Raw genomic sequence first — 13,352 nt, 5'->3', positions numbered from 1 at the left:
TCCCCTCGGCATTGAGGGCCGGACGGAACGCGACGATACTGGCGCCCACAGGGGATCGAGGGAGAACACATGAGCCAGGTCGTCACCGGGACCATGGTGCGCGTCGAGAACGTCCACAAGTCGTACGGCCAGGGGGCCGCCGCCGTCCATGCCCTGCGCGGTGTGTCGTTCGACATCCCGCGCGGGGAGATCGTCGCCCTCAAGGGGCGGTCGGGCTCCGGGAAGACCACTCTGCTGAACATCGTCGGAGGGCTCGACACGCCGGACGGGGGGCGCGTCACCGTGGACGGCCTCGATCTGTCGGAGCTCGGCGAGGACGGCCTGCTGGCACTGCGCCGGGACCGGATCGGTTTCGTGTTCCAGTCCTTCGGCCTCATCCCGATCCTGACGGCGGCGGAGAACGTGGGTGTGCCGATGCGCATGCGCCGGGCCGGCGTACGGGAGCGTGAGGAGCGGGTCGAGCTGCTGCTGTCCCTGGTGGGCCTCGCCGACCACGCGGCCCAGCGGCCCGGCGAGCTCTCCGGTGGCCAGCAGCAGCGGGTCGCCATCGCCCGGGCGCTGGCCAACAACCCCTCGTTGCTGATCGCCGACGAGCCCACCGGCCAGCTGGACGCGGAGACCGGCCATGCGGTGATGGAGCTGCTGCGGGCGGTCGTGCGCAGCGAGCAGGTCACCGCTCTGGTGGCCACGCACGACGCGACGCTGCTCGGCCTGGCCGACCGGGTGCTGGAACTGCGCGACGGGGAGATACGGGACGCGACGAGGGAGCAGGCCGAGCCGTCACCTGTCACGTGACGGGTTGACCGCTGTCGTCCCGCCGCCGCCGGCGCGGTGCTGTGGCGAGCCGCCGGCGTCCGCTGTCCGGTCACGACCGGCGATCAGCTGTGCCCGCTGTCGTCCGGCCATACGGTGATGTGGTCCTCCTCCAGGTCCAGCGCCACCCGGTCGCGCATGCCGAGGGTCCTCGTGTACTCGGCGGGCAACTGGAGGCGGCCGGCCCGGTCGAGCATCGCGTACTCGCGGGCCACCAGCGTCTCGTGGCCGGTGGTCTCGTCGACCTCGCTGCGGCGCAGGACCTCCGTGGAGGTGCGGCCGTCGCGGATGGCGACCGTGCGGCGGACCTCGGTGGCCACGGCGCGGTCGTGGGTGACGATGACGATCGTGGTGCCCAGCTCCTCGTTGGCCGTGCGGAACGCGGCGAAGATCTGCTCGGCGGTGTGGGAGTCCAGCTCGCCGGTGGGTTCGTCGGCGAGCAGTACCGCCGGGTCGCAGGCGAGGGCCACGGCGATCGCGACGCGCTGCTGCTGGCCGCCGGACATCTCCTGCGGGCGGCGGTCCCGGCAGTCGGCGACCTGGAGCAACTCCAGCAGCGCCAGGGCACGTTCGGCGTGGGCCCGGGAGCGGCGCCGCCCGCCCGCCAGCTGGAGGGGCAGGGCCACGTTCTGGGCCGCGGTGAGATACGGGAGCAGGTTGCGGGAGGTCTGCTGCCAGATGAAGCCGACCACCTTGCGCCGGTAGTGCAGGCGGTCCTTCCCGGTCATGGCCAGCAGGTCGTGGCCGGCCACCCGGGCCACCCCGGCGGTCGGGGTGTCCAGGCCGGCCAGGATGTTCATGAGGGTGGACTTGCCGCTGCCCGAGGCGCCGACCAGGGCCATGAGTTCGCCCTCGCGGACCAGCAGGTCGAGACCCTGGAGGGCCTGCACCTCCATGCCGTCCGCCGAGAAGATACGCACCAGACGGTCGCAGGTGATGAGGGCGTCGTGGCCGTAGGCGGGCCGATCGCGGGTGGCGGTCGCCTTGTCGGTCAGTTCGGCGAGGGTGGGATTCGTCGTCATCGGGCTCCTTGGTCGAGGGGGCCGCGGCCCGCCGGGTGCGCGCGCCGGGCAGCCGCGTGGCGGCGACGGCCGGCGCAGTGGCGGCCCGGGCCGCCGGGTCCGCGGGGGTCGGGCGCCGGGGCCCCGCGGACCCCGGCCGGACGCGGGGCTCGGGGCCGCCGGGTCCGACCGGCGTCCCGGGCCGGGGGCGCCTGGTACCTCGAGGCCCGGCGCCGCGGTCGCCGGGCTCCGTGGCCGTGGCCGTGGCCGGGGCCGCCGGAGACGGGGTGGGGCGCCCTTCTCACCTGGTGTCACCCGCTCTCAACTCCCGCACCGCTCCTCTCCTCCCCGCCCACCACGCCTGTACGCCGGCGATGCTTACCGTCAGCGCCACCACGCTCAGCGTCGGCACCGTCAGCGACCAGGGGTCGGGGTACAGCGGGATCTGCTCCAGGGGAGCGGCCGAGGGCGGTAGGGCGACCGCGGTCAGATCCATGCCCGGGGCGAGCAGGCGGATCGCGCACCAGCCGGTCAGGACCCCGCCTGCCGCGGCGAGCGCGGCCTGGGGCAGGGACTCCAGGACGAGCAGGCGGCGGCCCTGCGCACGGGTGAGGCCCATGGTGCGGAGGCGGGCGAGCAGCGCGACGCGTTCGGGCGCGGCGCGCAGGAGTGACAGGAGCAGTGTGAGCACGGCGTAGCCGGCGCCTGCCGCCACCGCGGCCGTGTAGAGGTGCTCCGCTCCGGACTGGAGGGGCGAGTCGATGTAGCGGGCCCTCTCGTCGGCGCGGAGCCGGACCGACACCTCGCCGCCGGCTGCCTGGCGCAGGGCGCGGCCGTCCGCTTCCGGGCCTGTCACCAGCAGCGTCGTCGGCTTGGCCGGCGTGGCGCCCAGGCCTGCGCGGTCCACCACCAGGAAGTCGGCGCCCGGCACGGCCGGAGTGGCGTCCCGGACGAGGACGATGCGGACGGTGACGCTGCTGCCGTCCTCCATGGTGACGGGGAACGGGGACGAGCCGTGGGCGTCCGCCACACGTGGGGAGGCCACGGCGGGCAGCACGGCGCCGGCCCCCGAGTCGCCCCGGCCCTTCTCGATCGCCGCTTCGGAGAAGGCGCCGAGCCCCGTCCGCCTCGTCAGCTCCGCATAGCCGCCGGGATCCACGCCCACCACCGGCACGGCCTGGCGCCCGTCGTCCGGCTTCGCCCGGTACGCGATGCTCACCGCGGCCACGTCCCGCACGCCGGGGACCCGGCGCACCCGGTCGGCCAGCTTGGCGGGCAGGGGATCGACGGTCGACTCCACCCGGGCGTCGGCCCCGACGGTGAGGAGCGCCGCGTGGTCCCTGGTCGCGCCGATGCCGGCCAGGACCGAGCCGCCGAACGAGGCCGTGGTCAGTGCGGTGAGCAGGGCGAGCAGCGGCAGCACGGCGGACGCGGAACCGCGGCCGGCCCGGGCCAGCGCCAGATGGCCCACCACCCCGCGCAGCCGCCCGGCCGGGCCTGCCAGGCCGCGCAGCGGTAGGGGGTAGAGGCGGACCAGCAGCAGCGCGGCGATCACTCCCACCAGCACGGGTGCCGCCGAGATCAGCTGATCGCCGGACCCGCCGGACGTTCCCTGCCGGCGCAGGGTCACCACCGCGCCGACGGCCACCGCCACCAGCGTCAGCTCCGCGACCGTGCGCCGCCGGGACGGTCGTACGGACGTCACGTCCTCGCGGAGGGCGGGGATGCGGACGAGCCGGTGGGCGGCCGCCGCGCGCAGGGGGAGGGCGGCGCAGGCGAACACGGTGACCGCGAGAGCGGCCAGTACGGCGGGCAGGGCCCGGGCTCCGGGAAGGGCCCGCATCGCCACGGCCAGGCCGAGCGCCCCGGCCGGGACGGCGACCACCGCCGTCTCCGCGAGCAGGCGGGCGGCGAGGCCGGGCAGCGAGGCGCCGCGGGCGCGCAGCAGGGCCAGTTCGGTGCGGCGGCGGTCGGCGGCCAGGCCGCCCGCCAGCGCCAGGACGACGGCGGCGACCGTACCGCCGCCGAACGCCGCGACCGCGACCAGCGGCAAGACGCCGGCGTGCAGGCGGGTGTAGGTGGTGAGCACGTCGTCGAGGCCGGTGTCGGCGTCCGTGAGGGGGTCGGTGGCCGTGCGTATCTGCTGGAGGCCGGGGCCCGACACCAGGGCGGCGAGCGCGGACTGGAACGCGCCCAGGTCACGGTGGCGCAGGGTGTGCGGGTCTGGGGCCAGCCGCCAGTAGCGGTAGGGCCGCCCTTCGGTGCCCAGCAGCGCAGGTGCGGCCTCGGGCGGCAGCAGCAGGGCGCCGAGCCAGTACCGGGGCGACTCGGGGTCGACGGGCGCCACCCGCATCAGGACGGGTGTGCGCAGCAGGGTGTCCGTCGCCCAGTAGGCGCCTTCCCGGTGGCGCGGTTCGACGATGCCGGTGATCCGGACGGCGAGGGCGTCCCGGCCCGCGCCGGGGACGTGCAGGACCGACCCCACCTTGATGCGCAGGCTCTTGGCGGTTTCCGCGGTGACCGCCGCCTCGACCTCGGGCGTCGCCGCGGTGATCGTGGCGGACGCGCGGGGTGGACGGCCCTCGCTCAGCCGGGCGTGGTCGGCCAGGCCGGCCTGCGCGACGAGGGCGACCCGGGCGGGCAGCCCGCTCGGCCGGGGCAGCCAGGGCTCGGGGACCGCCTGGTTGACGGAGGTGACCACGCCGTACGACGACTGGCCGGGGTCGGGGACGAAGGGGCGCCGGACCGTGCCGAGGATGCTGTCGTAGTAGCGCTTCACGGTGGCCGGGCGCAGTGCCTGCTCGCGTTGTTCCTGCGGCAGGTTCGGCAGCGGCGTCGGGGCGGACAGCGTGACGACGCTGCGGAAGTGGGGCACCTGTTCGACGGAGTGGCGCAGGCCCGCGTCCTCGTACCGCTCCAGTGCGCGCGGGAACGCGGCGGCCAGGGAGGCGGTCACCGCCACCAGCAGCGCGAGGGCGAGGGCGGCGCCGGGGGCGGACCGCAGACGGGTGCGGACCCACGGGGCGGCGGCACGCGTCGCACGTCTGAACGGGATCACCATGTTCACTCCCCCTCCCGCAGTACCTGCACAGGATCGGCCTGTCGCACCGCCAGCAGCGCCACGACGACGACCGGGACGGCGGCCACGGCCGCCACCAGGGCGGCCACCCGCAGCGGCGGCAGTACCACGAACAGATCCGGCACGGGGCGGGTGGCCTCGCCGGTCAGGACGATGAGCGGCAGCACCGCACGGGTCAGGGCGAGGCCAAGGCCGGTGCCCACGGCCAGCGCCAGCGCGACCAGGACGCTCTGCTCGCCGGCGACGGCACGGGCCAGCCGGCCACGCGGGGCGCCCAGGGCACGCAGGACCGCGAACTCGGCGTTCCGTTCCCGCAGCGCCCCGGCCGCACTCACCGCGAACCCGAGCGCGGCCAGCACCGCCGCCGCGGCGGCCGCCGCGGTGAACGCGGCCTCAGGGCCCGCGCCGAACGGATCGTCGCGCAGTTCGGCGGCGATCTCGTCGCGCACGACGATCTGCTCGGGATCGAGGTCGGGCCGGGCGCGCAGGGCGGCGGCGACGTCCGCGCCGTCCGAGGGCGAGTCCGGCCGCAGCCACCACTCGGTCGGAGCGAGGGCGAGCCCGTAGCGCGCCTGGAGGACCCGGTTCACGGCGGGCAGATCGACGAGCAGGGCACCGCCGTCGCCTTCTCCCTCTCCTCCCTGTGCCGTCGGCAGCTGCCGTACGGCGCGCACGATCCGCACGGGCACGTTCTGCCCCTCCACGGCGATGTCCATCGTCTGACCGGGGCGGGCGCCGGCGGAGGCGAGGAAGCGGTCGGTGGCGAGGGCGGCCACCGCGGTGGTCCTGGGCTGTGTCACCTGCATGCGCAGCGTCAGTGACGGGCTGAGCCAGGGCTGACCGGCCGGGACGTAGCCCGTGCCGTACACCGCGGTCGGGTGTGCGGCGGGGCGGACGGCCGGGCGGGTCGGCGCGGTTCCGGCATCGGCGGAGGCCTGTCCGTCGGTGCCGGAGACCGCGGTCCAGGGCGCCGCCGGCAGGGGCACCCGCTGTGCCGTGCCGGCGGCGGTCGTCGCGGTCAGGGCGTCGAGGGTCAGGGTGTGCTGTTCCGCTCGGTTCGACGGTACGGGCAGCACGAGTTGTACTGCGGTGAGTGTCAACGGTCCGTGGCCGCTGGGCAGTTCGACCGACAGTGTGTGCGGGCGCGCGTCGGCGGGGAGGCTGCCGGACGGCAGCGGGTAGGGGACGCCGTGGTCGTCCTCCAGCGTCTGGGTCACGGTCGCCGCGCTCTGCGTGCCCCGCACCGAACTGAGCAGGGTCGCCGTCAGCGTCAGCCGGGTCGCCCCGGCGGGTACGCGTGCGCCCGCCGACTCACCCTCCGGGCCCAGCCCCGCCAGCAGCCCCTTCATCGGGGCGGGCGCCAGGTCGGGGCGCATCAGGACGGTGTCCGCCGCGTGCGCGGTGTCCAGCGCCAGCACCGTCGCCGCGCGGTCGCCGGGCAGCGGCAGCGTCGTCCGCACGGCGGGGGCGGCTTCGCCCACATGGGGCACGGCAGCGTACTCCTGGGTGAGGCCGAGCTCGCCGCCGCCGGTGCCCAGGATGCGTACCGGCGCGCCTGCCGCGAAGTCGGCCTGGTCGTCCTGTGAGCGCCCCCAGGAGGAGCCCTGGCCGATCGCCAGCACACCGAGCGCGACGGCCAGCACGAGCAGCAGTACGGGGCCGGCGCCCTGCCCCGGTCGGCGGCTGAGCTGCCAGCCGGCCAGCGCCGCGGCCAGCCCCCGCCCGCCCGTCGCCCGGCGTTCGGCGAGGCGGGCGACCGGCGGCAGCAGACGCAGGGTCAGGACGGCGCCGGCCAGCAGCGCGAGGGCGGGTGCGGTGACTAGCAGCGGGTCGATGCCCAGGGCGCCGGCCGTGTTTGCGCTCACCGCGCCCGACGTACGGCGGCCCAGTTGCCAGAAGGCGACCCCGGCCACCGCCACCAGCCCCAGATCCGCCCCGGCCCGCAGCCAGGCGGGCAGGGCGCGGGCGCGCAACGTGCGGAATCCGGTGGACGCGACGGCCGGCAGGGTCACCGCCAGCGCGCACCCGAGGGCCACGGCGGCCGCTGTCAGCCACACCGCGAGCCGTCCGCCGGCCGGTGCGTCGAGCTCCAGTCCGATCCGGGCCAGCGCCCCGTGCCCGGCGAGCAGCCGGGTCAGCGGGCCCGCCAGCAGCGGGGCGATCAGCAGCGCGGGGCCGGCCAGCAGCAGCGCCTCCAGGGCGGCGAGGCGGGCGAGGGCGGCGCGGGAGGCGCCGCGGGCGCGCAACAGCCGGGTCTCGGCGGTGCGTTCGGCGGCGAGCAGTCGGGCCACGAGCACCAGCGCGCAGGCCGCGAGCAGGGCGAGCTGGAGGGCGACGATCAGGAGGGTGGAGCGGGAGACCAGCAGGGAGCGCTCGACGCGGTCGAGGACCTCGGGGAGAGCGGTGCTCGCGGTCGTCCCGTCTTCGCCGCCGTCCCTGGTGCGCAGCTTGAGCAGGGCGGCCGGCCCGGTGCGCGCGGAGGTGCGCAGGGCGTCGACGCGGTCGGCGGTGAGGTGGCCGAAGTCGGCGGAGGCGACCCACGCGGACGGTCCCTCGCTCACCCGGCCGCCGGTGACGACGGAGGGCGCCGTCAGCAGGGGGCCGTAGGTGGTGAAGTCGGAGGTCCGTCGTACGCCCCGGCCGCCGAGTTCGTCCGTCAGCCAGTAGAGGGAGACCGGGTCGGTGGGCCGGTACACACCGGTGACGGCGATCCGTACGGGCGGCCCGCCGAGCCGGTCGGTGACGGTGAGTTGGGCGCCCGGCGCCAGCCGAAGCCGCCGTGCGGCGGTCTCGGGCAGCGCCACCTCGACGTCCCGCGTGCCCGCGCGCGGGGGCCGTCCTTCGCTGAACCGCACCTGGGTGGAGTCGAGCGTCGCGAAGTGCGTGAGGTCCGGCTTGTCGCCGGGCCGGGCGGCCGCCGTGCTGGTGGTCGCGGGCAGGGCGTACGGGCCGGAGCGCGCCAGCGTCCGCACGGTCACCGGCAGCCCGTCGAAGGTACGGCGGGCTCCGTCGCGCACGGCGGTGTCGGCGGCCCGGCGGTCGTCGGCCGCCACCTCGGCCGTGACGACCAGCGCGGCGTCGGCGGCGTTGCGCGGCCCGGCCAGCGAGTGGCGCAGGGCCGCGTCGCCGATCGCGGCCGAATAGGCGGCCAGGGCCGCCAGCACGGACGTGGTGAGCAGGACGGTGACGAGCGCGGCGGTGATCAGCGTCCGATGCGCGCGTGCCCTCGCCAGGACAAACGCGGCCCGCCCCGGGCGCACCCCGAAACGCCCCCCGTAAGTCGCCACCCGGCTCCCCCAAGCCTCCGTTGACATCACCGAACAGATCTTTCGCGCATTCTCCTGCGCGGATCACGCGTTCTCGCGGTACGCGCGTGGTTACAGGGCGCCCTTCTTCGCGCCGGAGAACGCGGCGAACGCGCCGATGCCGAGGAACAGGAAGGTCATCGCGTCGGCCGTCTCGCTCCAGCCCTCGGTCAGCACGTCGAAGTGCTCGGTGAACAGCGAGGTCGCGGAGACGCCGAGTTCGTCGGCGCCGATCATCGCGATGCCGATGAGCTGGCCGAGGTAGACCGCGCCCAGCGACAACAGGGCACTGAGCACGGGCAGCACCGGGTTGGTGCCACCGATCCTGCCCGCCGCGAAGCCGATGACGAAACCCACACCGACGGCCGCATAGCCGATCTCGTACTCCGTCGCGCCGACGATCGCACCGTAGATCCCGGCGGAGACCAGAGCCACGGCGACGGCGACGACCAGGCCCAGGGCGAGGTTGTTGCGGGCCGGCGCGGCCGGGACCGGGGGCGGCAGAGTCGCACCGGGCTGCTGGGCGAAGGGATTGCCGTCGGTGGGCTGCGGAGCGCCCGGCGCGCCGACGGGAGGCTGCTGGGCGAACGGGTTGCCCTCGGACGGCGGTGGAACTGACTGGGTCATGACAGGATCCCCCCACGGGACTGATGCGACAAGTGGTGTGATGTGTGCGCACGAATGTGCGACAGGACGCCGAAGACTAGCAGGCCCGGTGACCGTCTTCCTCGGGGATTACACGGGGGATTCCGGGAGTGGCCAGACCGGCTGACGAGCTCGCGCCGGGTGAGTGGTGGCGTGTCGAACCCCTTCACATGACCTGTCGCGGGGGTCCCGTGCTTGCCTCGCCGCCCCGGGCGGAGACGGGAGCCGTCGGACAAGCTCTAGCATCTGCGCATGCCCTCACGTCGCAGACATGACAAATTAGCCGGCCTGCCGCGCGATCCCCGAGCCGACCAGTATCCGATGCCGACCGTGCCGTTCGGCTGGTACGCGGTGTTGCGCAGCCGCGAGTTGCGGCCGGGCAAGGTCGTCAGCCTGCACTACTTCGGGCGGGCGCTCATCGCCTTCCGTGGAGCCGACGGCCGGGCAGCCGTACGGGACGCGCACTGCCCGCACTACGGCGCGCATCTCGGCGCGGGCGGGAAGGTCGTGGACGGCACGGTGGAGTGCCCGTTCCACGGGTGGCGATTCGGTGCCGACGGCCGGTGCGTCGAGGCCCCGTTCGCGGTGCGCACCCCCAAGGTCTCCCTCGCCGGGTTCCCGGTCCGCGAGCACAGCGGGCTCGTCTTCGTCCACGCCGGGCCGGGAGAGCCGTCGTGGGAGGTGCCGGAGATCCCCGAGACGGGATCGAAGGAGTTCGCCGCGCCCATCGACGACACCTGCCGGGCACGCGTCCACGTCCAGGAGATGCGCGAGAACATCGTCGACGAGTCCCACTTCCACTTCATCCACGGCCAGAGCGAACCCCCCGTCCAGGACTGGCGGGAGGACGGCCCGTTCGCCGAGGCCCGCGGCCGGATCTCCCGCCGTGTCCTCGGCCGGGTCATCGACAACACCTTCGACGCGTTCATGTACGGGCCCGGCGTCATGGTGGTTCGTACCCACGGCCCCGTGCTGTCGGTGACCGCCGTCGCCCTCAGTACCCCCGTCGACGACCGCACCAGCGAACTGCGGATGCTGTACTACATCCGCAAACCGGCCCGGCTGCCGTTTCTGACCCCCCTGGCCAAGCTCGTCTTCCGCATGGCGGCCCTGGGCGAGGTGCGCGAGGAGGTCGGGATCTGGGACCACAAGATCCACCAGGCACGCCCCGTGCTGCTTCCGCACGAGAAGGGCATCAAGGCGCTGCGCCGCTGGTACGCGCAGTTCTATCCGGCCGACTGACAGATCGGTCGATCGGTCCTGGCCGATGCCGAGCCGGGCGTCGTGAGGTCACCGGCTGTGGGCGGTGGGGTGGTGTGGTTCGTACAGCGGGAGCTCGGCGCCGCTGGGGAGTCGGATCGCGGCCAGTCTGCCCCAGCGCTGTTCGCTGACCGGCCCGATGATCTCGACGCCCTGCGCGCGGAATCCGCTGAGCTGGGAGTCGAGGTCGTCGCACATCAGGAAGAACCCGTGCCGGGGCGGGCCGTCCGTCGGGTGAACGGCCACCTCGGCCGGGGGCAGCCTGAAGACGAGCCAGCCGCCGCCCGCGTCGACGCCGGGCAAGTCGAGGACGTCACGGATGAAGTCCCGGTCCGCCTCGGCGTCCTGGCTGTAGAGGATGACGTGCGCACCACTGATCATGGCCGGCTCCTGCCCGTCGACGTGCTGTCGGTCGCGTCCTCCGACATCCTGCGCTCTCGGACGCGAGAGGCCTTCGACCGCACAGGACGACACGACGGTCGTCCCGCTTCCGGGCGCAGCTCCTGGACCCGGTCAACTCGGGCTCCCGGACCCGGTGGACTCCCCCGTACCGCGCCGTACCGCGCCCCTCGCGCCCCGGCCGTCGGCCGACGACGTCGACATCCGGCTGGTGCGGTTCACCCGCCGCAGCGCGACTCTGGAACCATCCCGGCCTTGTTGACGTGCAGACATGAGGAGCGCCTGGGATGCCGTCCCGGGGCGGGGCATCACTGCACAGGCCGACGGATGGATGCGGGTACGGACCACATGGATGCAATCCACGATGACGTGGTGGAGTTCGCACTACTGCTGACACGTCTGAAAGAGCGCACGGACCGCAGCTACGCGGCGCTGGCCCGCCGTCTCGGCATGAATGCCTCCACGCTGCACCGCTACTGCTCCGGAGAGGCGGTTCCTCTGGACTTCACGAGGATCGAGCGGTTCGCCGCACTCAGCGGAGCCTCCCCCGAGGAACGGGTTGAGTTGCACCGCCGGTGGATCCTGGCAGTCGCGGCACGGCAACGATCACGCCTTTCCGACGGCCGGCGGCCATCGACGCGCAGCGACCCCGCCGACGCGGCCGCTGCGACCGCATCCGTGAGCCACGACGGCCAGGCGGACCAGGCGGACCAGGGAGCCGAGCCCACCTCGTCGGCCGACCCGCGCCCGGACTCGCCCCGACGAGCCGACCGGCGGGGCGAGTCCGGGCGTCCTCGACGGCGGTTCGTGCGATCGGCGGTGCCGGCGGCCTCGCTCGCCGTCGCGTTCGCCGTCGCGTTCGCCGTCCTCACGGCATCCGCCGGCGGGCCCCCCTTCGGCCGCGATGAGCAGTCGGACTCCGCCCGCACCACGCCGAAGCCCTCGGCGCCGGCCGCGCACAGCGGCGGCAGCCCGCAGAAGAACAAGGGGGGCAGGGTTCCGCCGCCGGCCCCGCTCACCTGGACGGCCGACTCCCAGCTCTGGCAGCTCGATTGCGACCATGACTACGTCATCGCCAAGCCGCCGGAGCAGGTCCCGCCGCCGCCGACTCCAGCCGACGCCGCGGTGTGGGCCACGTCCCAGGGGGCGGTGCACGGGCGCACCACCAATCTGCGGATCTCGGTGCAGGGACGCGGCGCCGCCGCCGTCGTCCTGGAGGCACTGCATGTGCGTGTGGTCGACCGCACCATCCCCGCCGACCGCTCGGGCTCCGCCTATTCCATGTACGAAGGATGCGGCGCCATCCTCGTTCCCCGCTATTTCGCCGTGAACCTCGACGCGCCCCGCCCCCTGGCCCGTTCGATGCCCGGCAAGGACCCGGACCGACCGGCCCCGGCGATCGGCTTCCCCTACCAGGTGTCCCTACGGGATCCGGAGGTCCTGCTGGTCGCCGCACGCACCGAGTCCTGCACCTGCGACTGGTACCTCGAGCTGGCCTGGTCCTCACAGGGCCGAACCGGCACGACGCGCATCGACGACCACGGCCGCCCGTTCCGCACCACCGGCATCAAGGGGCTACCGCACTACTGGTACCGCAAGCCCCACGGCTGGGTCCCCATGAGCTGACCGTCCATCACGGCATGGCGGTGGCGAGCGACTGACGACGCAACAGGCGCACAGCCCGCCGTCCGCCGGCAGGACCGGCGGCCGTGCCCCCTGGGAACCTTCAGGCAGCCCTGCCCGTGGCCCGGCGGGCGCGGTCACGCGCGCCCGCCGGGCGTTCCTGCAGACTCAGCACGTGGGGCTGCTGGAGATCCTTATCCCGTTGACGACCGCGGAGTTGGCGAACACGGTCGAGTGATTCGGCGGAAGGCAGATGGAGCCTCCGCCCTGGAGCCGCAGATACACCACGTCGTCGTTCCGGGTGTTCATGACCCCGTAGTGCGGCCGGGGTGTGACGGCCTGATAGCCGCTGGTGACGTCCTTGTACTTCGACAGCGGCGTGCCGGCGAGCAAGGCGTCGTTGTCCACGTAGAAGCAGACCCATGGGTACGGGCACCCCTGGGTGGGTGACTCCGCGTGCGCTGCGGATGCGCCGGTCACGGACATGGCCACGACGGCCATGCCGACCCCCGCGAAAGCGGCGATCTTCCGGACGATGGACTTCATCAAAACCTCCAACAACTCGGCACTACGTACGAATCTGTCCACGCGTGTACGGGTCGTGCACGCCCCTGACCGACGGGGGGAGCAGCCCCGTAGGGAGGTCTCACCTCGACATGATGAAGTCCAGGGCGAATCCGGAGGCAGTCGTCCAGTAGGTGACGAGCTGGCCGTCGTCCGCGTACAACGTGGGGGCGGGCATGGGGACGTCGATCGGCCGGCCCGCGGTGCTGCCGATCTTACGGCCCTGGAGGCCGAGGGTGATGCTCTTCGCCTCGTACTCGTCCCGGGCGCCACCGCTGACGAGCAGGGCGGCGTAGGCCTCTTCACCCGGAGCGAGGGTCACGGGGACGCCCGGGTCCGGGTCGCTCTCCTCGATCACGGGAACCGTGGTCCGGGCGTCGGCGCCGAGCCGCACCAGCGGGTGGCGGTAGAGGTTGCACTTCTTGTCGCCGGCGTTCTGGACGATCAGGAGGAGGTGCCTCGCCTCCTGGCTGTCCGCGGGCTCCTTGACGGCGGAGACCCCGAGAACGTCCTGGGAGCAGGCGGCGACGGCGCCCTTGCCGCCGACTGTCCGGGGCACGGTGGCGGAGGCCTGTACCGACACACCACACCCGAGAGCCAGGACGAGGCCGGCGGCCACGGCCACGCGGCGGCCCCTGAAGGACTTCACGTTCATCTGCGTGC

General features: G+C 74.1%; 10 protein-coding genes. 3 read left to right on the top strand and 7 right to left on the bottom strand.

Going from position 1 to position 13,352, the window contains the following annotated elements; genetic code table 11:
• The first annotated feature begins 69 nt into the window (after positions 1-69).
• Positions 70-795 carry an ABC transporter ATP-binding protein gene (locus tag QF032_RS37945; RefSeq protein ID WP_307049125.1) on the top strand — a complete coding sequence of 242 codons (726 nt, stop codon included), beginning with the start codon at positions 70-72 and terminating at the stop codon, positions 793-795.
• Positions 796-878: 83 nt separating this feature from the next.
• Here the strand turns inward: QF032_RS37945 and QF032_RS37940 are convergent, their stop codons facing one another.
• From QF032_RS37940 to QF032_RS37925, 4 genes are all read right to left on the bottom strand, one after another.
• On the bottom strand, positions 879-1,835 hold the full coding sequence (locus QF032_RS37940; RefSeq protein WP_307049123.1) for an ABC transporter ATP-binding protein: 957 nt from the start codon (positions 1,833-1,835) through the stop codon (positions 879-881).
• A 280-nt stretch (positions 1,836-2,115) separates the two neighbouring features.
• Positions 2,116-4,875, bottom strand: a complete 2,760-nt coding sequence (locus QF032_RS37935) for an FtsX-like permease family protein (RefSeq protein WP_307049120.1) — start codon at positions 4,873-4,875, stop codon at positions 2,116-2,118.
• A 2-nt stretch (positions 4,876-4,877) separates the two neighbouring features.
• Positions 4,878-8,180: an ABC transporter permease gene (locus QF032_RS37930; protein ID WP_307049117.1), complete on the bottom strand. Its 3,303-nt coding sequence runs from the start codon at positions 8,178-8,180 to the stop codon at positions 4,878-4,880.
• A 90-nt stretch (positions 8,181-8,270) separates the two neighbouring features.
• The gene (locus tag QF032_RS37925; RefSeq protein ID WP_307049115.1) at positions 8,271-8,825 is read right to left on the bottom strand and encodes a hypothetical protein; all 555 of its coding nucleotides are present in this window, start codon (positions 8,823-8,825) and stop codon (positions 8,271-8,273) included.
• A 339-nt stretch (positions 8,826-9,164) separates the two neighbouring features.
• Here QF032_RS37925 and QF032_RS37920 point away from each other — a divergent pair, with 339 nt between their 5' ends.
• Positions 9,165-10,085, top strand: a complete 921-nt coding sequence (locus QF032_RS37920) for a Rieske 2Fe-2S domain-containing protein (protein ID WP_307049113.1) — start codon at positions 9,165-9,167, stop codon at positions 10,083-10,085.
• 48 nt (positions 10,086-10,133) lie between these two features.
• On the opposite strand, the gene QF032_RS37915 is transcribed toward QF032_RS37920, so the two are convergent.
• Positions 10,134-10,484, bottom strand: a complete 351-nt coding sequence (locus QF032_RS37915; RefSeq protein WP_307049112.1) for a VOC family protein — start codon at positions 10,482-10,484, stop codon at positions 10,134-10,136.
• A gap of 390 nt (positions 10,485-10,874) precedes the next feature.
• Between QF032_RS37915 and QF032_RS37910 the strand changes: the two genes are divergently transcribed.
• Complete coding sequence (locus QF032_RS37910) at positions 10,875-12,128, top strand: helix-turn-helix domain-containing protein (RefSeq protein ID WP_373430435.1); 1,254 nt, start codon at positions 10,875-10,877, stop codon at positions 12,126-12,128.
• Between the two features lie 165 nt (positions 12,129-12,293).
• Here the strand turns inward: QF032_RS37910 and QF032_RS37905 are convergent, their stop codons facing one another.
• Together QF032_RS37905 and QF032_RS37900 are read right to left on the bottom strand one after the other, a co-directional pair.
• Entirely contained in the window at positions 12,294-12,671 is a 378-nt protein-coding gene (locus tag QF032_RS37905) for a hypothetical protein (RefSeq protein WP_306955675.1), read from the bottom strand.
• Positions 12,672-12,771: 100 nt separating this feature from the next.
• Complete coding sequence (locus QF032_RS37900; protein WP_307049108.1) at positions 12,772-13,344, bottom strand: DUF4232 domain-containing protein; 573 nt, start codon at positions 13,342-13,344, stop codon at positions 12,772-12,774.
• Between the last annotated feature and the right edge of the window lie 8 nt (positions 13,345-13,352).

This window comes from Streptomyces achromogenes, assembly GCF_030816715.1.
In the GTDB taxonomy this organism is placed as follows: Bacteria; Actinomycetota; Actinomycetes; order Streptomycetales; family Streptomycetaceae; genus Streptomyces; species Streptomyces achromogenes_A.
The sequence above is the reverse complement of the archived record's forward strand: the minus strand, read 5'-3'. Positions and strand labels throughout refer to the sequence as shown.